We start from the raw sequence: 20,204 nt of genomic DNA on the forward strand, positions 1-20,204 counted from the left end.
GGCCTCCCTTTCTCGTGGACTCATCCGAAGCGGGCGGGCATGGATTTGGCGCCGTTGACGAAGTTCGACTCGAGCCGGGTCACCGGCCCGGTCAGGCGCAGGCGGGGCAGATGCGGCAGCAGTTCGGTCAGCAGCGTCGCCATCTCCAGCCGGGCCAGATGCGCGCCGAGACAGAAATGCGGGCCGATCCCGAAGGACAGATGCGGGTTGGGGTCGCGGCCGAGGTCGAGGCGGTCCGGGTCGGTGAACACGGCCGGATCGCGGTTGGCCGAGGTGTAGTAGACGACGACCTTGTCGCCCTCGGCCACCGGCTGCCCGGCGATCTCGGTGTCCCGCACGGCGGTGCGGCGGAACTGCATGATCGGCGTGACCCAGCGGATCAGCTCGTCGACCGCGGTGGCCACCGGTACCTCGCCGGACACCAGCCGGTCGCGTTCGGCCGGGTTGTTCACCAGTGCTTCCAGCGAACCGGAGATCAGGTGACGGGTGGTTTCGTTGCCCGCGACCACCAGCAACAGCCAGAAGCTGCAGAACTCCCGGTCCGACAGGTGTTTCCCGTCGACCTCGGCGTTGACCAGGCGGCTGATCAGATCGTCGGTCGGGGTTTCGCGCCGGTTCAGGCCGAGCTTCATCGCGTAGGCGAACGCCTCCGCGAACGTCCGGCGGTAGGCCTCGACATCTCCGCCACCGAACTCCGGATCGTCGAAACCGACCAGCGCGTTGCTCCAGCGGTAGAGCAGGTGCCGGTCCTCCGGCGGGAATCCGAGCAGGTCGCAGAGGACCAGAAGCGGCAGCTCGGCGGCGAAGTCGGCGACGGCGTCGAATTCCGCGCCGTCGGTGACCTTCTCCACCAGCCGCCGGGCGTGCCCGGCGATGCTGTCGCTCAGCCCGCGGACCGACTTGGGGGTGAACACCGTCGCGACGAGACGGCGGATCCGGACGTGCTCGGGGCCGTCCATGCTGACCAGCAGTTGCCGGGTCTGCTTGAGATCGCCCGGGGTGCGCGGGTCGGGGAGGAAGGCGCCCTTGGCCGCCGACGAGAATTCCTCCGGGCGCCGCGACACCGAGTAGACGTCGTCGTAGCGTGTCACCGCCCAGTAGCCGGAACCGCGCTGGGTGGTGCTGCCGGCGCTGGAATGCCTGGTCAGCAACGGTTCCGGAGTCCACGCCACCGGCTCGGTCTCCCGGCGGCGGGCGAACTCCGCGTGCGGCACGCCGTCGGCGAACGTAGCGGGGTGCGCGATGTCGGGCCGCTCGATCCCGATCGCCGCGAAGCTCTTGCGCAGTACGTCCTTGCGGAGCTTGCCAGTCGCCTCACGGGGCAGCCGCGGGATGACGTGGTACGACCTCGGTGTCTTGAACCCCGCCAACGACTTGCGGCAGAACGGGTCCAGCACGGCGAACAGGTCTTCGGGCGCGTCGGCGGTGACCTCGACGACGGCCGCGACGCGCTCACCGAACTCGTCGTCGGGGATGCCGATGACCGCGACGTCCTGGACCGCGGGATGGTTGATCAGCACGGCCTCGATCTCGGCCGGGTAGACGTTCACGCCGCCGGAGACGATCATGTCCTGCGCGCGCCCGGTGAGATAGAGGAAACCGTCCTCGTCGAGGTGGCCGACGTCGCCGAAGGTGAAGGTGCCCGGCTCCAGATGCGCGGACCGCGTCTTCTCGGGCGCGTTGTGATACGAGAAGCTCTGTCCCTTGACCCGGCGGACGAACACCTGCCCGGTGGCGCCCGGCGGTTGCGGAGTGCCGTCCTCGCCGAGGATCACGATCTCGTTCGGCGGCACGGCCTTGCCGACGCTGCCGGGGTGCGCGAGCCAGTCCCGCGAGCCGGTGAGCGTGACGGCGCCGCCCTCCGTGGCGCCGTAGTACTCCGTCAGAACGGGGCCCCACCAGTCGATCATCCGGCGTTTGACGTCCGGCGAGCACGGCCCGCCGCCGTGCCACACGCGCCCGAGGCTCGCCCCCGAGAACCGCTCACGGACCTCGGCCGGCAGCCGCAGCAGCCGGATGAACTGGGTCGGCACCAGATGCGCGGCGGTGATCCGTTCCCGGTCGATGATGTCCAAAGTGGACTCGGGATCGAAGGACCGGCGGATCACCAGCGTCGAACCCAGCAGGAGCCCGAGCAGCGAGAAGAACAGCTGGGACGAGTGGTACCAGGGTCCGTCGAGCAGGCACCGTTCGCGTGACGGGACGTCGAGGACGACGTGCGCGTACCGCGTCAGCTTCGCCACCCTGGAGAACGGCGCGCCGACCACGAAAAGGCCGTTCACCACGCCTTTCGGCGCCCCGGTGGTCCCCGACGTGTACAACATCGTGGCACCGCAGGTCTGTCCTTCCGGCTCGGCCGCGGACATCAGGGCCAGCAACGGTTCCACCGCTTCGAACCCGGACTCGGCCGCGGAGCCGGTGACCAGCAGCGTCGTGCATTCCCCGGTGGACCGGGCCACCGCGCGGCCCGCCGTTTCGGCGTACGAAGGTTCGACGACCAGGGCCTTGCTGCCGGAATCCGAGACTATGTAGGCGATCTCGGGATCAGTGAGATGCCAGTTGACCGGCACCACGGTGATCCCGGAATGCAGGCACGCCAGCAGGACCTCGAAGGTCTCGCGGCGATTGCCGAGCACACAGGCCAGCCGGTCTCCCTCGCCGAGCCCGCGGTCCCGCAGCAGGGCGATCCAGCGGTTCACCCGCTCCCCCAGCAGGCGCCACCCGACCGCGCCCGCCTCGCCGCGCATCGCGGTCCCGGCACCGCCCTCGGCGATGTAGTCGTTCAGTAGAGCCGGCATGACCTTCCCCTCAGTCCAACAAATCCGGTTGGCGGCGCACCAGATCGGCGTACAACGGCCGGAAATTGAGCCGACCCATCCCCGGTGTCCCGATGGTCGTCGCGGTGTGCCGCGCGACCTCGGGCTCGATCTTCACCGGGTTCCCGGCCGCCTCAGCGAGCAACTGCACGTGACACGAGCTGTCCATGGTGGTGAACCACCAGGCCGCCTCCTGCACCGTGCCGCCGACCGTGAGCAGCCCGTGGTTGCGCAGGATCACCGCCTTGCCCGTGCCGAGCCGGACCGCGATCCGCTTGCCCTCGTCGGAATCCAGCACCACGCCGCCGAATTCGTCGAAGACCTCGTGGTCCTCGTAGAACGCGCACGCGTCCTGGGTGATCGGGTCGAGTTTGCGGCCGAGCGCCGCCCACGCGCGCCCGTAGGTGGAATGCGCGTGCGCGACCGCGACGACGTCGGGCCGCGCGGCGTGGACGTGCGAATGGATGACGAACCCGGCCGGGTTGATCCGTCCGTCGCCCTCGACGATCTCACCCCGGCCGTCGACCAGCAGCAGGTCGCTGACCCGCACGTGTCCGAAGTGGACACCGAACGGGTTGATCCAGAACCGGTCCGGGTCGCCGGGGTCGCGGGCGGTCACGTGGCCGCCCGCGCCCTCGTCGAAACCGCGTACCGCGAACAGCCGCATGGTCGCCGCCAGCCGTTGTTTGCGGTAGAGCCGCTCCTCTTCGACGGTCCTCATCCGCAGCCGCCCGGGCTGTCCCAGTCGTAGGCGGCGCCCTCGTCCAGCAGTTCGGACGGCACGCCGTACCACTGATCGGTGGGCAGTTCGGTGACCGTGGCTTCCTGGTCCTCGCTCATGCCGCTCGCTCCTCTCGCACCGTCGGCCGCCAGACCCCGAGGAAGCCGTCCAGCCGGTCGAATCCCCAGTAGCGGTGGCGGCCCCATTTGAAGTAGGGGATGCCGAAGATGTCGTCGAGATAGGCCTGGTAGAGGCAGTCGACGCCCTCGGCGCGGATCTCCGGGTCTTCGACCGCGCCGACGGCCAGCTCCGGATCGAGCCCGGCCTGCTCGGCCGCCGCCCGCACGACGCCGGGCTCGCAGATGTTGTCGCCGCGGCCCCAGCGCGCCTCGTTCAGCGCGTCGTAGAACGGCCACTCGACACCCTCGCGACGTGCCCGCAGCCAGGCCAGATGCGGCAGCTCCCACCACGGCTCGATGTCGATCGGCCAGGCCATCTTGCGGCCCTGCGCCTCGGCGATCCGTTTGGTGTCCATCAGCATGTACAGATGCTTCGCGCGGCTCATCTGCACGTAGTGGAACTCGCCGCCTCGCTCGTCGAGGCCGGCGCCGGTCACCGTGTCCGGATCCCAGTACGGGTAGCACTCCAGCTGTTCGAGGGCGCCGGGCACCTCGTCGCGCAGCTTGTTGATCGCGAGCCAGCTGTACGGGCTGCGCAGCGAGAAGTACAGCTTGGCGGGCCGGCTCACGTCCGGTCCCCGATCAGCGCGTGCACGACACCCTCGTCCAGTTCGGCCATGCCGCCCGCGCCCGGCCCGGCCGCGATGGCGTAGCCGTGCAGGATCTGGGCGGTGGCGACCGGGACGAGCTCCTGTCCACGTTGGACATAGCAGTCCATGCGGCCGTCGAACATGACCCCGCGCAGGATGTCGGTGACGGTGAAGACGGTGTGCACCGTCTCCTCCATCCGCGCGTCCTCCAGCAGTCGCACGCGGGCGCGGGAGACGACCGGGATCCAGGCGCGTTCGGTCAGCATGCGGCCGACGGAGATGCCGCGATCGGCCAGGTACCGGTCGACGACCTCCTCCAGCGTCCGGACGAAGCCGGAGTGCTGGACGCGGTCGGAGTAGTGGCAGTAGAAGTACGGGGCACGCCACGACCACAGGAACGCGCCCGGCGACGCGGTCAGCACCGACTCGGCGGTCTCCCCCGCCGGGATCGCGATCCGCGCGGCAGCAGACTTCAGCGCCGGGACTTCCAGATGCGCCAGTGCCTCGGGAGCGGCGGCCCTCGCGTCGGCCGCCCGTTCGCGGACCAGCGCGACCGTGACCTTGCCGCGCAGCACGGTGACCTTCTCGCCGCCGCGGACCACCGAGAGCTGGACGTTCAGCTTGTCGCCGCGCCCGGGCGTGACCTCGACCTCGACCTCGTCGTCGAGTTCCAGCACCGCGGGCAGCTGCACCGAGCAGTCCACGATCTCCGCGCCGAGACCGTGCTCGAGGAACAGATCGCGCGCACTCTTGCCCTGTTCGCGCAGCCACTGCAGGACACCCTGCTCGACCAGGTACATGAAGTGCTTGAAACCGATCCAGGTGCGGATGTTCGCGCCCTCGAACGCGGGGCGGCCGTGCGTGACGGTCCGGTTCGGCCGCAGGACTGCGGTCATCGGAGTTCACCTACCTTCGGAAGGGTCCGGACGTCTTCGACGAGGCCGGTCACCTCGGCCGCGGCGTACCGGGCGTAGCGGACGTGGAAGAAGTGGTCACCGCGGTCGAGCGTGTGCAGCGTCGCGCCCGGCATGCCGTCGGCGAGGACGCGCGCGGACTCGGCGGGCAGCGTCGGGTCCAGGCCGCCCACCAGCACCTTCGTCGGGATCTCGACGTTGCCGAGCTGGAGGTCGGCGCTCGCGGCGTAGCGGTCGAACACCGCCGCGAAGCCGAGTGGGCCGGCGCGGTTCAGCGCGATCTTGACCATGCCGTCGACGACCTCGGGGTCCAGCGAGGCCGCCCGTTTGCCGAGCCGGGCGCGGACGCCCTCGCCGACGTGGGCGGTGAACGTCTCGCGCGAGCGTTCGAACATCCGCCAGGTCACCTCGTAGCGGGGCAGGCGGTAGAAGGGGCAGAACAACGCCACCGACGAACCGACGCGCGGGTCGAGCGCGCACATCAGCTCCAATGCGGCGTTGGCACCGAACGAATGCGCCACGAGGACGTCCGGGGTGGCGCCGACCATCTCCAGCCCGTCGCCGAGCCATTTGCCGAAGGAGCGGTTGCGCCAGCGGAAGTCGTTGCCCGCCTTCCACGGCAGCTCCAGCGAAACGATCCGGTAGCCCTGATCGAGGTGCGCTGCCAGCGGCGTCCAGCTCTTCCAGTGGCCTTCCATCCCGTGCGCGAACAGCACCAGCGGCGCACCGGGCCTGCCGGGCGCGAGCGTGTGCGCCTTCACCGCCGAACCGTTCACCGGAACCCCATCTCATCGCTCTGCTCGGTGACGGTGACCGAAACCGACGGCCCGCCGTCCGGACGCCGCGGGCCGATGCCCACGCGGCCTTCGCCTTCCGTGACGGCGAGGTGGGCGGCGAGCGCGAGCTCCACGACCCCGTGCGCGCCGTAGAAGTCGCCCCACCGTTCCTTGACGTCGAAGCCACCGGGGCCGACCGTGCGCCGCACGGCCTCGCTTGGGGCGACGTCGACGACGACGTGCCCGGAGTTTTCGCGCCAGGGCTCGAGGATCGCGCACGCGCTCCCCGCGCGCAGCGGCCCGTCGTGCAGGATCGAGGCGATCTCGTCCTCGGGCTCGGCCCCGACGAGCACCACCCGCGTGGCGCGGCCGGAGCGCAGCAGCAGGCTCGCCATCCGCAGGCCGGCGTGCCCGGCCGTGCTGCCGGAGCACAGCATCAGGTTCGGGCCGCCGAAGCCGAACCACAGCGCGACCGTGCTGGCCACGACGTTCGGTGAGACGTTGGGCGCGTCGAGCACGCTCACCGCCCGGCCGCCCTCCGCCTCGACCGCGCGCGTGACCTTCGCGACCGTCTCGACGTTGCCGAGGTTGCTGCACGCGACCACCGCGGTGCCGGTTTCGATCGGCCCGCCTGCCCGCTGCCCCGGCTCGTAGCCGAGCGCGCGATGGACCGCGCACAACGCCAACCGGGTCGAAGGTTCCTTGTACAGCAGGCCTTTCCGCCCGAGGACGGTGGCGGCCTTCTCCGGCGGCGCGCCGTCGAACTCCGCGATCCCCGGCAGGTGCAGGCTCCAGCCCGTGAGGAGCAGGCGGGTCTCCCCCGCGCGGCCGGTCATGCCCGCTCCAGCAGTGTGACGGCGTTGACCCCGCCGAAGCCGAACGCGTTGACCTGCACCAGTTCCGGCCGGGCGGCGACGGCTTCGCCGATGACCAGGCGCAGTCCGGTCGCCTCGTCGAGCGGTTCGGAAAGGCCGGTGACCGCGGGAATCTCGCCGGAGGCGAAGATCCGCAGCGCGACGTCCACATTGACCAGTGCGGCGCTGCCGGAGGTGTGCCCCGTGGCGCCCTTGACCGCGGTGACGAACGGGTTCCCGCCGCCACCGAGGACGACCTTGCGCAGCGCGTCGCATTCGACCGGGTCGTTGAGCGCGGTGCCGGTCGCGTGTGCCACCACCAGGTCCACATCGGACGGTATGCGGCCCGCACGCGTGTAGGCGTCGGACATCGCGCGGGCGATGCCCTCGATGTCCGGCGCCGTGGCGTGGTAGGCGTCGCAGGAGAGGCCGGTCGCGGTGACCTTGCCGAGCGCCGGGCCGTCCCATGCCTCGGGCACGACGACGAGCACCGCCGCGCCCTCGCCGAGGAGCACGCCGGTGCGGTCGCGGTCGAACGGGCGCACCCGCTCGGTCGGTTCCTCGGCGACCCGGCCGACCATGGCGAGCATCGACCGCGTCATCGCGTCGGCGGCGGCGACCACGACGGCGTCGCATTCGCCCAGTTCCAGCAGATCCTGCGCGAGCGCGAGCACATGGCCGCCCGCGCTGCACGCGTTGACGACCGTGGTCACGTCCGTGACGCCGGGCAGTGCCCCGGCCACGACGTCGGCGAAGTCCAGCCGAGCGGCGGGCACGGTCTCCCCGGTGAGCGCCAGCCGTTCCACCGCGGACAGCTCACGCAGCCCCGTGCCGACGAGGACGGCGACCCGCTGGGTGGCGGTGTCCACACCGGACTGTGTGACGGCTTCCTTCAGGCACTCGGCGAGGAGCCGTCCCGCGCGGAACGGCTCGTCGGCCAGGTCGGCGTGGTAGCCGTAGGCGACATTCAGCTTCTCCGGATCGCCGTACCGGAGCGGTGAGACGCCGCAGGCGCCGCGAAGCAGGCCCTCGAACGTCTCCGCTCCCGAACCGAGGCAGGTGCGCACCGCGCTACCCGCGATCAGGACCGCCATCGGCGTACCTCCTCACGATGGCGGCGCCGACGGCACCGTCCGCGCCCCGCGCGGTGAGCAGGCACAGCCCGTCGGGCCGGGCATCGCGCTCTTCGGCGAGCAGGACACCCAGCGCCACCGCGCCGGAGGCCGCGTCGCATTCGCCGAACAGCCTCTTGACCATGACCCGTTCCGGACGGTGGCCGAGTGCCCGGACGATCGGGCCGTATTCACGCCGGTCGCCGTCGTCGGCCTCGCCCGTGTACACAGTGGACACTTCGGACGGATCCGCGCCCGCCTTCGCCAGCACCCGGTGCACGCATCCGGCGAGCGCGGTTTCGGCGGCGTCACCACCGCCTGGCCCGTACGCGGTGGCGACCGCGAGGACGCCGGCGCGCTGCCGCGTGCCCGCCCACTCCGGCGTGTCCTCCTTGGCCAGTACGAACATCCCGGCCGCTTCACCGGCGGCGACGACCTCGGTCGCCCCGGTCAGATGCGTCGACCACGCGCGGTGCGGCGTGAACTCCTCCACCGCGCCGGCGACCACGACGTCGACGTGGCCCCGGTCGATGGCGTTGCCCGCGTAGCGCAGGGCGTTGAGGAAACCGAGCGTGCCGCCCGCGATGGTGGTGTTCACCCCGCGCAGGCCGAAGCGGATGGCGACCTGGCCGGCGGCGCAGTTCATCACCGTGTTCGGGAACAGCATCGGGTTGACCAGGTACGGCTTCTCCTGCACGAGGGTCTCGCGGGTGTAGTCGCTGGTGGACTTGAAACTGCCCAGCGAAGTCCCGAGCACCACACCGATCCGCGGCCGGACCTCGTCGTCGAGGGTGACCCCGGCCTCGCGCAGCGCCTCCTGGCAGCACACCACGGCGAGCCCGGTGGCCCGGTCGTAGGTGCTGGTTCCCTTGCGTCCCAGATGTTCCCGCGGGCTGAAGCTCGGCAGGAAGTGCCCATTCGCCGCGGGTAAGGGCTCCTCGTAGAGATCGCCGATCTCCTGGCCCTTCTGGACTTGACCGGCCTCGGCCAGCTCGAGCCGCTTCGCCAGCGCGTCCACGCCGACGCCCGCGGAGGTCAGCGCGCTCCAGCCGGTCACCACCACACCGCTCATTCTGGCGCTCCCAACATCACGATGGCGTTGTTGCCACCGAAGGCGAAACCGTCGTTCTGGACCACCCGCACGTTCGCCGCCCTGGCCGCGTTCGGCACCGGGTCGACACCCAGCTCCGGGTCTTCGGTGGTCCAGTTGACCGTGGGCGGCAGGAAACCGCGGTCGATCGCGATGGTCGAGGCGATCGCCCCGAACCCGCAGGCCGCGCCCATGGTGTGGCCGAGCATCGACTTGATCGAGCTGATCGGCGGCGGACGCTCGCCGAACACTTCGAGCACCGCCTTGCTCTCGACCAGGTCGTTCACCTGCGTGCCGGTGCCGTGCGCGCAGATGTAGTCCACATCGGACGGTGAGATCCCGGAATTGCGGTGCGCGATGCGCATGCATTCCGCGACCGTCGGCGCGTCCGGCGTGACCGGGTGGATGGCGTCGCAGTTGACGCCGTACCCGAGCAGTTCCGCGTAGATCGTGGCGCCCCGTTTCGTGGCGTGCTCCAAGGTCTCCAATGCGAGCACGGCGCCACCCTCACCGGTGAGGATGCCGGCGCGGTCCTTGTCGAACGGGGTGCAGGCGTCCTTCGCCAGCGCGCCGAGCCGGTAGAACCCGGCGTGCGCCCAGCGGCACACCGAATCGGCGCCGCCGGCGAAGACGAGGTCGGCCTCGCCGCCGGCCAGCAGGTCGTAGGCGTAGCCGATCGCGTAGTTGCTCGCCGAGCAGGCGGTCGCGATGGTCAGCGACTCCCCGGCGAGCTCCAGCTCCTCGCTGACCGCGTTCGCCAGCCGGTTGGCGGGCAGCTGGGTCAGCAGGGCCGGGTCCTGCGCGGCGAACCCGCCGTCGATGATCTGCTCGGTGAGCGCCTCCGCGACCGCGGACTCACCGCTGGTGGTGCCCATGATCGCGTGGGCACGTCCCGGCGTCACCGACGTCAGGTCGAGCCGGGCGTCGGCCACCGCCAGCCGCGCGGCACTGGCCGCGAACTGGCTGGACCGGCCCCAGCTCGCCGGGTCGACCCGGCGGAGCTGGGCACCCGGATCGAAGGTCTGGACCTCGCCCGCGTTCCGGTGCGGGAACCCGGCCGGGTCGAAGCTGGTGATGGGCGAGATCCCGGATCGGCCGGTGCGGAGCGCCTCGGCGAACGCGGCGATCCCGATCCCGATGCTCGACACCGGGCCGACCCCGGTAACGACGACGCGGGCCACGGTTCATCCCTTCTTGACGGAGTGCCGGATCAGGGCGTCGTTGACCGCCTTGAGCGTGCGCAGCTCGGGCAGTTCGGCCTGCGGGATCTCGATCTTGTACTGCTTGTCGATCCGGGCGAGGATCTCGATGGCGCGCAGGGAGTCGGCCTCGTAGTCGTCGATGAAGTCCCCGTTGTCCTCGAGTTCCTCGGGCTCGAGCTCGAGCACCTCGGCGACCAGCTCGCGGAGCTCCTCGAGCTGGGTGTCGGTCTGCGTCATGACGATCCTCCGGTTTCGTTGTCCCGTGCGGTTCTCACGCCGCGGCCCGCACAGGGCGCCGCGTCGCGGTCAGGGTGGTGACGGTGGCGATCAGCCGGTCCCCGGCCCAGGTCCGGCCGGTGGCGAAGGCCGTGTCGGCCAGCACCGACTCCAGGCGGACCTCGTGGCGGAGCACGTCACCAGGGCGGGCGGCACCCGTGAACCGATAGTCACGGGCACCGATGAACATCAACGTCGTGTCGTCGTCCTCGACCGGCGCGCGGCCTTCGAGCCACAGCAGCGCGGCGCTCTGCCCGAACGACTCGATCATCAGCGACTTCGGGTAGTCGTACCGGCTCGCCGGCGCGCCGTCGGGAATCCCCGCGTAGCACGGCTCGGTGCCGGTGACCGCCTTGATCGTCACGATCGACTCGCCGGGGACCAGCTCCAGCACGCGGTCCACCAGCAGCAGTGGATACCGCTGAGGGAGCAGGACCCGGATGTCGTGGTGCTCGGTCATTCCGCGTCCTCCTCGAAGGTCGCCCGGATCTTGGCCGTCGTCGTCTCGCCGAGCGCGGCCTTCCCGGTGACGTCCCAGCCGTCCTCGGTGCGCTTCGCGGTGGCCGTGAGGACCATGCGGTCGCCGTCGAGCACCGGGGCGAGGAAGCGGACGGACCGGACGGTGCGCAGCCGGGCGTTCGCGGCCTCGCGCATCGCCTGTTCCAGCGTCTCGATGACGAAGATGCCGGGGTACACGGCCTGGCCGGGGAAATGCCCGCGCAGGTTGGGTTCCTTGCCGTCCACGGTGATCTGGGCGACCAGCTCGAGGTCGTCCCCGCACGCACGGACGTCCAGCAGGTCGACCGCCCGCAACGGCGCGGCGTAGTCGGGAAGCCCGGTCACAGCGTGATCCCCCCGTCGACCTGCAGCACCTGTCCGGTGATGTAGGAGGCGCGGTCGGAGACCAGGAACGCGACCAGTTCGGCGACGTCCTCCCCGGTGCCGAACCGCTTGACCGGGATCTGGGTCAGCGCCTTGGCGCGCTGCTTGTCGCCGAGGGCGCCGGTCATGTCCGTCTCGATGAAGCCGGGCGCGACGACGTTGACCCGGACGCCGTGCCCGGCGACCTCCTTGGCCAGCGACTTGCTGAAGCCGATGATCCCGGCCTTGCTGGCGGAGTAGGCGGTCTGGCCCGCGTGGCCGTAGACGCCGGCGACCGAGGACATGTTGACCACGACGCCGCCGCGGTTCTTCATGAACCGGAAGGCCATGGCACGGCAGAAGTTCCAGGTGCCGGTGAGGTTCGTGTCGAGCACCGCGTGCCAGTCCTCGGCGTTGGCGAGCACCAGCGGGCTGTCCTTGGTGATACCGGCGTTGTTGACCAGCAGATCGATCGTGCCGAGCTTCTCTTCGGCGTCCTTCACGAATCGCTCGACGGCTTCGGAATCGGTGACATCGCATTCCGCGAAATAGGAGGGAACACCGATCGCGGCGATGTCCTCTTCGGTTTCCGCCGACGCCGCGCTCGCTTTCGAAAAACAGCCGGCGACGGCGTAGCCCTCCTGGGCCAGCCGCAGCGCCACGGCCCGGCCGATCCCTCGTGAAGCCCCGGTGATCAGGGCCCGGTGGTGCTCCGCCACGACGCCTCCTCGTTTTCCAGCACACTTTTTTTTCATTTTATGAAGCGCGGCGCAAACTGTTCTTCTCATCGTTTGCCGCGAGCTCCGAAAGCACTTCTTCGGTATCCGCGCCCGGGCGCGGCGCACCACGGCGGACCTTCGTCGGAGTACGGGAGAACTTCACCGCGGGCCCGACGATCGGTGCGACGGATCCGTTGCTCAGCACCGTTTCCTGCAACATCGCCCGCGCCTTGACGTGCTCGTCGGCGACAGCTTCGGTGAGCGTGCGGACCGGCGCGGCGACCAGGCCGCGGCCGTTCAGCGCTTCGAGCGCCTCGGCCAGCGGACGCCCCGCGCACCAGCCCGCGACGATCGCGTTGACCGCGTCCCGGTTGGCCAGCCGTTCGGGCGCCGTGCCGAATCCCTCGGCGCGGCCGAGCTCCGGCCTGCCGATGATCTCGGCGAGCGCACGCCAATGCCGGTTGATCGCGACGGCGAGGTACAAATGGCCGTCGGCACACGCGTAGACGTTGGCCGGGACGACGAAGTCCGTCTCGTTGCCGAGCCGCTGCGGCGGTGCGCCCGTCGCCGCGAGCGTCGGCAAGCCGCTGCTGCTGGCGAGCAGGCAGTCCACCATGGACACGTCGACGTGCTGTCCCTCACCGGTCCTGTTTCGGTGCGCCAGCGCGGCGAGACCACCGATCGCCGCGTGCAGGCCGGCCAGCTCGTCGGCGAGGAACGTCGGCGCGCGCATCGGCGGGCCTTCCGGCAGACCATTGAGCGACATCCAGCCGGCCGCGGCCTGGATCGCGGGATCGTAGGCGGGCAGATGCGATTTCGGGCCGTACTGCCCGAAGCCGGACACCGACACGAACACGATGTCCTCGCGCACCGCGCGGCAGGCCTCGTATCCGGCGCCCCAGCCGTCGAGCGTCCCGGGTTTGTAGTTCTCGACCACGATGTCCGCGTGCGCCACCAGTTCCAGGAACCGGGCGCGGTCGACGTCGTCACGCAGATCCAGCCCCGCGCTGCGTTTGTTGCGGTGCACGGTCTCCCGGAACCACGACAGGCCGGTGCCGGGGATGTTCGGCGGCACCTCGCCGTCGTGACCGTCGGCGAGTTCGATGCGGACGACGTCGGCGCCCATGTCCGCCATGACACAGGTGGCGAGCGGGCCGGACCAGACCTTCGTCACGTCCAGGACGCGCACGCCTTCCAGCGGGCCCACCGAACCGGCGCGCGCCCGGCGGAAGAAGTCTTCTTCGCGCATGGTCAAAGCCTTTCCAGCAGTGAGGCGGTGCCGAGCGAACCGCCGCAGCACATGGTGATCAGCGCGGTCGAGGTGTCGGTGCGTTCGAGTTCGTGCAGCGCCGTCACCAGCAGCCGGGTCCCGGTCGCGCCGAGCGGATGGCCGAGGGCGATGGCGCCGCCGTTGACGTTGACGCGGTCGATGTCCGCGCCGTGCGCCTTGGCCCAGTTCAGCACCACCCCGGCGAACGCCTCGTTGACCTCGCAGATGTCCACATCGGACAGTCGACGCCCGGTCTTGCGCAGTACCCGTTCGGTGGCGACCACGGGCCCGTCGAGCAGGTAGTACGGATCCGCGCCGGTGACGACCTGGCCGACGAGCCGTGCCCGCGGGGTCAGGCCCAGCGCGCGGGCCTTCCCGTACGACATCCAGAGGATGGCGGCGGCGCCGTCGGAGATCTGCGACGTCGATCCGGCGGTGTGCACGGCGCCCTCGACGTTGGGGCGCAACGCGGCGAGCCCTTCGAGCGTGGTGTCGCGGACGCCTTCGTCGCGGGTGACCGAACCGACCGGGGAGACCTCGCGATCGAACCGGCCTTCTTCCCACGCCCGCGCTGCCCGCTGCTGGGAAAGGAGGCCGTAGTCGTCGGCGTCCGCGCGCCCGATGCCCTCTCGTGCGGCGATCCGCTCGGCACCGCCGAACTGTGCCTTCGGCGGGTCTTCCCACGGGTAGTCGGCGGTCTTGTAGTGCCCGGGCCCCTGGTAGAGGTTCGTCCCGATCGGCACCCGGCTCATCGACTCGACGCCGCAGGCGATCCCGGTGTCGATGGCGTCCGCGGCGATCAGCGCGGAGATCAGATGGTTCGCCTGCTGGGCCGAGCCACAGGAAACGTCCACTGTGGAGCAACCGACGGCCGGGTCGTGCCCGGAGTTGAGCCAGGCGTTGCGGGTGACGTTGAGGCTCTGCTCGCCGGACTGGGTCACGCAGCCGCCGATGATCTGCTCGACGTCGCCGGGTTCGATGCCGGCGCGGGCGATGACCTCCAGCTGGACGTGCCGCATCAGCTCGACGGCCTTGAGCCCGGCGAGCACCCCGCCGCGTTTGCCGAGCGGGGTGCGGACGGCGGAGACGATGACCGGGGTCCGGTCGTTCAGCGCGGCCACGCGGGTACCTGCCTCTCCACCGGACGCGGTGCCCGGCTTCCCCATCGTGGTGCGGCCCACGACGGGGGAACGTCTCTCGGATTGCGGTGCCGACCGGGGGTTCTCCGTAGTTGCGGGAATGGTTCGCGCACCCCCTCACGATCATCGGCGCTGGCTATGGTGCGTACATGCGGCTGGACGACAGCGAAGATCAAGCGGCATTCCGGGCGGGCCTGAAAGCCTGGCTCGCCGAACAGTTACCCGAAGCCACGCCGAGCGCGCCTCGCGCGTGGTCCGCCGACGAACTGCGTGCCTGGAGCAAGGCGTTGCACGCGGCCGGATACGCCGGTCTGACCTGGCCCGCCGCGCACGGTGGCCGCGGTCTTTCCCCGTCGTACCAAGCCATCTACGCCGAGGAGAGCGCGCTGGCCGAGGCGCCGGACCACGCCGGGGTGATCGGGCTCGGCATGGTCGGCCCCGCGATCGTCCACTATGGAACGGACGCGCAGAAGGCCGAGCACCTCCCCCGGATCCTTTCCGGGGAAACGATCTTCTGCCAGGGCTTCTCCGAGCCGGACGCGGGCTCGGATCTCGCCTCGGTGCGTACCCGGGCCCGCCGAGTCGAGAGCGGCTACGTCGTCGACGGTGAAAAGGTCTGGTCCTCCTACGCCCATTTGGCCGACCACTGCCTGCTGCTCGCCCGCACCGATCCGGACGCGGCCAAACACCGCGGCCTGACCTGTTTCCTGCTCGACATGCGCGCGCCCGGCGTCGAGGTGCGGCCGCTGCGTCAGCTTTCCGGCGACACCGACTTCAACCAGATCCTGTTGAGCGGCGTCGAAATCCCCGACCACTGTGTACTCGGCGAGCCAGGACAGGGCTGGCGGGTCGCGCTGACCACGCTCGCGCACGAACGCGGCACGTTCGGCATCACCCTCACCGCCCGGCTGTCCGTGCAGCTCGACAGGCTGGTCAAGACCGCCAAGGCTTGCGGCGCCGACCCCCGCGTCCGCGCCGAGATCGCCGAGCTGTACGTCGACCTGCAGGGCCTGCGGTTCACCGGCTACCGCGCGCTGGCCGCGATGGAACGGACCGGTGAGCCGGGACCGGAGAGCTCGATCCTGAAACTGCGCTGGTCGCAGGCGAACCAGCGGGTGAGCGCGCTCGCGCTGCGGCTGCTCGGCGCGGGCGCGGCGGCCGACGGGACCGACGCCTTCTGGGGCGGCTATTGGCAGCACCAGCGGTTGCGCAGCCGGGCCAACAGCATCGAGGGCGGGACGTCGGAGATCCTTCGCGGCATCGTCGCGGAACGGGTCCTGGGCCTGCCGAAATCACGTTAGAGCCAGTTGGCGGAGCTGAAGATGGACGAGAGAAGTGACCAAACGCGTGAACCCGCCCGGCCGAAGGCCCCGCTATCGCGGTGGCAGGGCGCCGTGCCGGCCCTCGTGAGGTGGAAGACCGAGCCGCGCCCTGCCGACGTCGATCGCGGACGCGGGTTCACCAATACAGGGAGGGGCGACCGATGGACTTCGCGTTGACCGAGGATCAAGCCGGGCTCAAGGCGGCTGCCCGCACCTACCTCGAGGACACGTACGGCTTCGAGCGGATCGCGTCGCTGGCCGACGAGGGCGGGCAGGACCTCGCCGCCTGGCCGGAGCTGGTCCGGCAGGGCTGGCTGGATCCGGACCTCGGCCTGGCCGAACTCGTCCTGCTGGCCGAGGAGGGCGGGCGCGTCCTGCATCCGGTGCCCTGGTTCGCCACGGCCGGGCTCGCCTTGCCGGTGTACCGCGCCGCGGGAGTCGGACTCCCCGACCCGGCGACGCTCGCCGACGGCTCCGGCACCTGCCGCGCGACCCGCCGCGACGACGGCTGGCGGCTGGACGGCGCGGTGCAGGCCGTCCTGCACGCCGACGTCGCCGCCGAGATCGTGGTCGCTGCCCGCACTCCGGCCGGGGTGGCACTGTTCGGCGTCGACCCGGCTGCTGTTTCGCTTTCCGCGCGCGACGGCGTCGATCCGCTCCGGGCCACGTCGGACGTCGCGCTGGCCGGTGCCGAGGGCAGGCTGCTGGCCGGGCCGGCTGCCGCCACGCCGCTGCTCGCCGCGATCCGGAGCCGGGCGACCACGCTGCTCGCGGGCGAGGCCATCGGCGTCGCCGACCGGGCGCTGGCGATCGCCGTCGACCACGCGAACACGCGGTCGCAGTTCGATCGCCCCATCGGGTCGTTCCAGGCGGTGAGCCAGCAGCTCGCCGACGGTTACGCCGAGGTCGAGCTCGCGCGTTCGCTGGCCTACCGCGCCGCTGTCACCCCCAGCACCGAAGCGGTCGCGTGCGCCGCCCACGCCGCGAGCCGCGCGGCGGTCTCCGTCTGCGAGACGGCGATCCAGGTCTGCGGCGGAATGGGCGTCACCTGGGAGTTCCCGCTGCACCGCTGGTTCCGGCGCGCGCTGTGGCTGGAGGCGGAACTCGCCTCGGGAGGTTTGGAAGCGATCGCGCACTCACTGTTCGGAGAGCACTCATGAGCCTGCAACTGCACTGGTTCCTGCCGTCACACGGCGACGGACGGGAGATCGCCAAGACCGCCGACGGTGTCGCGGCCCCCGGCGCCCGCCGCGAACCGGACCTCGAATACCTGACGCAGGTCGCGCTCGCCGCGGACCGCTTCGGGTTCACCGGGATGCTTACACCGTTCGGGTTGTTCTGCGAGGACCCGTGGGTGGTCGCCTCGGCACTCGTGGGTGCGACGCGGTCGGTGAAGTTCATGATCGCGCTGCGGCCGGGGTTCATCTCGCCGCTGTTGGCCGCGCAGACCGCGGCGACCTTCCAGCGCGTCTCCGATTCGCGGCTGCTGCTGAACATCGTGACCGGCGGGGACCCCGACGAGCAGCGCCGCTACGGCGACTGGCTCGACCACGACCAGCGGTACGCGCGCACCGGCGAGTTCATGGACGTCTTCCGGCAGGCTTGGCCGGGTTCGCGGTTCGACTTCTCGGGCACGCATTACACGTTGAAGGCCGGGATGGTCGCGCGGCCGCATCCGGTGCGGCCGACCCTGTTCCTCGGCGGTTCTTCGTCGGCCGCGCTGGAGGTCGCGGCCGCGCAGGCGGACGTGCTGCTGATGTGGGGCGAGACGCCGTCGGCGATGGCCTCGCACCTCGCCCGATCGCGGGAACGAGCGGAAGCACTGGGGCGTTCGCTGCGCTTCGGCTCGCGCTTCCACGTGATCAGCCGCGACACCTCCGCCGAAGCCTGGAAGGTGGCCGACCAGCTGCTCGCCGGAATGGACCCGGCCCGGATCCGGCAGGCGCAGGAACGCTTCGCCGCCACCGAATCCGAGGGCCAGCGGCGGATGGCGGCCCTGCACGCCGGCCGCACCGACTCGCTGGAGATCCACCCCAACGTCTGGGCGGGCTACGGCCTGGTGCGCCCCGGCGTCGGCACGGCGCTGGTGGGCAGCCACGAGGAAGTGGCCGAGCGGATCGAGGAGTACCACGCGCTCGGTCTCGACCACCTGATCCTTTCCGCTCAGCCGCATCTCGAAGAGGCATATACCTTCGGGGAAGGTGTCATGCCGCTGCTGCGTAAGCGGGGGCTGCTCGCGGAAACGCTCTGAGGTTCCGTGCTCGTCGGCGTGATTCGCGTGATTGAAGCCGGAACTCGCGTGATTGGAGGCGAAACACGCGAGTTCCGCGATCGCGACATCTGAAGTAGGCTTACCCGGCGATGAAGGAATTGGGACACGCGACGTCCCAATTCCTTCATCGCCGCTTTCGCGTCGGCGTCAGCTGAAGCTGATGATCACGCCGCCGCCGTTGCCGGCGGCGTCACCGAGGCCGACGACGCAGGTGATGGCCGTGCAGTCCACCGCGCCGTAGCTGCTGCCGTCGGGCAGCACGCCGGTGAAGTTCTTCTGCACGGTGACCGAGGCCGAGATCTTGCCGGCCGCGTCAGCGACCAGCGACTGCTGCGAAGGGCTGCAAGGGAACTGGCCCGTCGCGTCCTGGGCGCACTCGCCGACGCGATAGGTCGCACCCGGCGTCAGCCCGGTTCCGGTCACCTGGACCACCGCACCGTCCGAGAGCCCCGACGACGGCGTCACCGTCACGGCCGCGGCGGCCGAGGCGCCCGGCGCGACGACGGCCATCAGGCCGAGAGCGGCGATGGCGGAACCGGCGAACTTGGCGGCAAGCTTTGCGGACACAGTAATCAACTCCGATTCATTGCTGGGAATTTTCCGACTTCACCAGGCGCGGGTTCCGTTGCCCCCCGGCGTCCTGGTAACAACGTTACGATCATCGAACGTAGATCGTCAACCATTTCTTCGAGCAGTTTTCGAGTAGGCCGTAAGAAAAAAGGTGCAATAAACTCGCGCGCTTCGTGCGTTATTCATAGGCGGCGGGCAAGTCAGGAGAAGAAGGCACGGCGGCGCGCACGGGAACCTGATTCGGTGACCTCTTCCAGCTCCGATTTCCTGTTCGGGGGCGCGCCAGAAAGGCACGCCGCCTACGCCGCACTGCGCGAAAGCGGCCCGGTCCGCAGGATCACCCTTTCCTCCGGCACCGCCGGCTGGCTGGTGAGCGGCTACGCCGAGGTCCGCCAGGCACTCGCGCATCCCGGGCTGAGCGGGCGCACGGGCGCCGTCGGCGATCGGCGCGGGCTGTCCGAGGACGTCCGGCTCGGCATGAACACGCATATGCTGAACCTCGATCCGCCGGATCACACCAGGCTCAGGAAGCTGGTGTCCGCCGCGTTCACCGTGCGCCGGATCGCCCAGCTGCGCCCCAGAATCGAGGCCATCACGGCCGAACTCCTCGACGCCGTCGCCGATTTCGACGAGGTCGACCTGATCAAGGCGCTCGCCCTTCCGCTGCCGATCCGCATCCTCACGGAGATGCTCGGCGTGCCCGACGACGAGGCGGGCGCCTTCCACGGCTGGACCGAGATCCTCACCGCCAGCGCGCTGCCCGTCGACGAACTCGACGCGACCGCCGCCGAAATGCTGCGCTATGTCAGGAAACTCCTCGCCGAGAAACGCGCGAACCCCGGCACCGACCTGCTCTCGGCGCTCGTCACGGTGCACGACGGCGAAGACCGGCTCACCGAACACGAGCTGACGTCGATGGTCTTCCTCCTGCTCATCGCCGGGCACGAGACCACCGTCCACCTCATCGGCAACGCCACCCTCGCCCTGCTCGAGAACCCGGCACAGCTCGCCGCGTTGCGCGCGAACCCGGACGGGATGCCCGCCGCGGTCGAGGAATTCCTGCGTTACGAGAGCCCTGTGCACGCGGCGATGCGTTACGCCAACGAGGAAGTCGAGCTCGGCGGCGTGACGATCCCGGCCGGTTCGCTGGTCATCGTGTCCTTGCTGGCCGCCAACCGCGATCCCGCCCGGTTCCCCGGCGCGGACGCCTTGGCGCTCGACCGCGCGGACAATCCGCAGCTCGCCTTCGGACACGGCATCCACCACTGCCTCGGCGCGCCGATGGCCCGGCTCGAAGGCGGGATCGCGCTTTCGGCCCTGCTCACGCGATTCCCGGAACTGCGCGCGGCCGTCCCCGCGGAGAGTCTCCGCTGGCGCGTCAGCATGGTGATGCACGGCCTCGAATCCCTTCCCGTCCGCCTGCGCTGAGAACTGTCCTCAAAGGACCGTTCGGCCGAAAACCAGCAGGCTGGGATAAGACGCGCGCGAAACCGTGGTGCGACACTTTTTGAGACGATCACG

Annotated in this window: 21 protein-coding genes; 4 read left to right on the forward strand and 17 right to left on the reverse strand. The window is 70.4% G+C overall.

What is annotated here, in order from left to right:
* Positions 1 to 20: 20 nt before the first annotated feature.
* The 16 genes from DMC61_RS14810 to DMC61_RS14880 are packed head-to-tail and all read right to left on the reverse strand — an operon-like array spanning position 21 to position 14,501.
* Positions 21 to 2,798: a cytochrome P450 gene (locus DMC61_RS14810; RefSeq protein WP_125689759.1), complete on the reverse strand. Its 2,778-nt coding sequence runs from the start codon at positions 2,796 to 2,798 to the stop codon at positions 21 to 23.
* 10 nt (positions 2,799 to 2,808) lie between these two features.
* On the reverse strand, positions 2,809 to 3,537 hold the full coding sequence (locus tag DMC61_RS14815; RefSeq protein WP_125689760.1) for a class II aldolase/adducin family protein: 729 nt from the start codon (positions 3,535 to 3,537) through the stop codon (positions 2,809 to 2,811).
* Positions 3,534 to 3,656 carry a hypothetical protein gene (locus tag DMC61_RS41940; RefSeq protein ID WP_255355367.1) on the reverse strand — a complete coding sequence of 41 codons (123 nt, stop codon included), beginning with the start codon at positions 3,654 to 3,656 and terminating at the stop codon, positions 3,534 to 3,536. The genes DMC61_RS14815 and DMC61_RS41940 overlap by 4 nt, the downstream gene beginning before the upstream one ends.
* On the reverse strand, positions 3,653 to 4,285 hold the full coding sequence (locus DMC61_RS14820) for a 2-hydroxychromene-2-carboxylate isomerase (protein WP_125689761.1): 633 nt from the start codon (positions 4,283 to 4,285) through the stop codon (positions 3,653 to 3,655). The genes DMC61_RS41940 and DMC61_RS14820 overlap by 4 nt, the downstream gene beginning before the upstream one ends.
* Positions 4,282 to 5,202, reverse strand: coding sequence for a thioesterase family protein (locus DMC61_RS14825; protein ID WP_125689762.1), 921 nt, complete (start codon positions 5,200 to 5,202; stop codon positions 4,282 to 4,284). Before DMC61_RS14825 ends, DMC61_RS14820 begins: the two co-directional genes overlap by 4 nt.
* Complete coding sequence (locus tag DMC61_RS14830; RefSeq protein ID WP_016336892.1) at positions 5,199 to 5,996, reverse strand: alpha/beta fold hydrolase; 798 nt, start codon at positions 5,994 to 5,996, stop codon at positions 5,199 to 5,201. The genes DMC61_RS14825 and DMC61_RS14830 overlap by 4 nt, the downstream gene beginning before the upstream one ends.
* On the reverse strand, positions 5,993 to 6,832 hold the full coding sequence (locus DMC61_RS14835) for a beta-ketoacyl synthase N-terminal-like domain-containing protein (RefSeq protein ID WP_125689763.1): 840 nt from the start codon (positions 6,830 to 6,832) through the stop codon (positions 5,993 to 5,995). Before DMC61_RS14835 ends, DMC61_RS14830 begins: the two co-directional genes overlap by 4 nt.
* Positions 6,829 to 7,944: a beta-ketoacyl synthase N-terminal-like domain-containing protein gene (locus DMC61_RS14840; protein WP_125689764.1), complete on the reverse strand. Its 1,116-nt coding sequence runs from the start codon at positions 7,942 to 7,944 to the stop codon at positions 6,829 to 6,831. The genes DMC61_RS14835 and DMC61_RS14840 overlap by 4 nt, the downstream gene beginning before the upstream one ends.
* The gene (locus DMC61_RS14845) at positions 7,922 to 9,034 is read right to left on the reverse strand and encodes a beta-ketoacyl synthase N-terminal-like domain-containing protein (protein WP_125689765.1); all 1,113 of its coding nucleotides are present in this window, start codon (positions 9,032 to 9,034) and stop codon (positions 7,922 to 7,924) included. The genes DMC61_RS14840 and DMC61_RS14845 overlap by 23 nt, the downstream gene beginning before the upstream one ends.
* Complete coding sequence (locus tag DMC61_RS14850) at positions 9,031 to 10,233, reverse strand: beta-ketoacyl synthase (RefSeq protein ID WP_125689766.1); 1,203 nt, start codon at positions 10,231 to 10,233, stop codon at positions 9,031 to 9,033. The genes DMC61_RS14845 and DMC61_RS14850 overlap by 4 nt, the downstream gene beginning before the upstream one ends.
* Positions 10,234 to 10,236: 3 nt before the next feature.
* Positions 10,237 to 10,491 carry an acyl carrier protein gene (locus DMC61_RS14855; RefSeq protein WP_005155526.1) on the reverse strand — a complete coding sequence of 85 codons (255 nt, stop codon included), beginning with the start codon at positions 10,489 to 10,491 and terminating at the stop codon, positions 10,237 to 10,239.
* Positions 10,492 to 10,525: 34 nt separating this feature from the next.
* Positions 10,526 to 10,990, reverse strand: coding sequence for a 3-hydroxyacyl-ACP dehydratase FabZ family protein (locus DMC61_RS14860; protein ID WP_125689767.1), 465 nt, complete (start codon positions 10,988 to 10,990; stop codon positions 10,526 to 10,528).
* Entirely contained in the window at positions 10,987 to 11,373 is a 387-nt protein-coding gene (locus tag DMC61_RS14865; RefSeq protein ID WP_125689768.1) for a 3-hydroxyacyl-ACP dehydratase, read from the reverse strand. Before DMC61_RS14865 ends, DMC61_RS14860 begins: the two co-directional genes overlap by 4 nt.
* Entirely contained in the window at positions 11,370 to 12,110 is a 741-nt protein-coding gene (fabG, locus tag DMC61_RS14870; protein ID WP_016336899.1) for a 3-oxoacyl-[acyl-carrier-protein] reductase, read from the reverse strand. The genes DMC61_RS14865 and fabG overlap by 4 nt, the downstream gene beginning before the upstream one ends.
* 37 nt (positions 12,111 to 12,147) lie before the next feature.
* Complete coding sequence (locus tag DMC61_RS14875) at positions 12,148 to 13,359, reverse strand: CaiB/BaiF CoA-transferase family protein (protein WP_125689769.1); 1,212 nt, start codon at positions 13,357 to 13,359, stop codon at positions 12,148 to 12,150.
* Between the two features lie 2 nt (positions 13,360 to 13,361).
* A complete protein-coding gene (locus DMC61_RS14880; protein WP_072030188.1) occupies positions 13,362 to 14,501 on the reverse strand; it encodes a steroid 3-ketoacyl-CoA thiolase in 1,140 nt (379 codons plus the stop codon).
* 167 nt (positions 14,502 to 14,668) lie between these two features.
* Here DMC61_RS14880 and DMC61_RS14885 point away from each other — a divergent pair, with 167 nt between their 5' ends.
* From DMC61_RS14885 to DMC61_RS14895, 3 genes are all read left to right on the forward strand, one after another.
* Positions 14,669 to 15,820 (forward strand): acyl-CoA dehydrogenase family protein, encoded by a 1,152-nt coding sequence (locus DMC61_RS14885; RefSeq protein ID WP_125689770.1) that lies wholly within the window; start codon positions 14,669 to 14,671, stop codon positions 15,818 to 15,820.
* Between the two features lie 182 nt (positions 15,821 to 16,002).
* Positions 16,003 to 17,001: an acyl-CoA dehydrogenase family protein gene (locus tag DMC61_RS14890; RefSeq protein WP_125689771.1), complete on the forward strand. Its 999-nt coding sequence runs from the start codon at positions 16,003 to 16,005 to the stop codon at positions 16,999 to 17,001.
* On the forward strand, positions 16,998 to 18,092 hold the full coding sequence (locus tag DMC61_RS14895) for an LLM class flavin-dependent oxidoreductase (protein ID WP_125689772.1): 1,095 nt from the start codon (positions 16,998 to 17,000) through the stop codon (positions 18,090 to 18,092). Before DMC61_RS14890 ends, DMC61_RS14895 begins: the two co-directional genes overlap by 4 nt.
* A gap of 168 nt (positions 18,093 to 18,260) precedes the next feature.
* On the opposite strand, the gene DMC61_RS14900 is transcribed toward DMC61_RS14895, so the two are convergent.
* On the reverse strand, positions 18,261 to 18,680 hold the full coding sequence (locus DMC61_RS14900; protein ID WP_016336905.1) for an enediyne antibiotic chromoprotein: 420 nt from the start codon (positions 18,678 to 18,680) through the stop codon (positions 18,261 to 18,263).
* 246 nt (positions 18,681 to 18,926) lie between these two features.
* Between DMC61_RS14900 and DMC61_RS14905 the strand changes: the two genes are divergently transcribed.
* On the forward strand, positions 18,927 to 20,111 hold the full coding sequence (locus tag DMC61_RS14905) for a cytochrome P450 (RefSeq protein ID WP_125689773.1): 1,185 nt from the start codon (positions 18,927 to 18,929) through the stop codon (positions 20,109 to 20,111).
* Positions 20,112 to 20,204: the final 93 nt, after the last annotated feature.

The sequence above is a fragment of the Amycolatopsis sp. WAC 04169 genome (assembly GCF_003947535.1).
GTDB lineage: Bacteria > Actinomycetota > Actinomycetes > Mycobacteriales > Pseudonocardiaceae > Amycolatopsis > Amycolatopsis keratiniphila.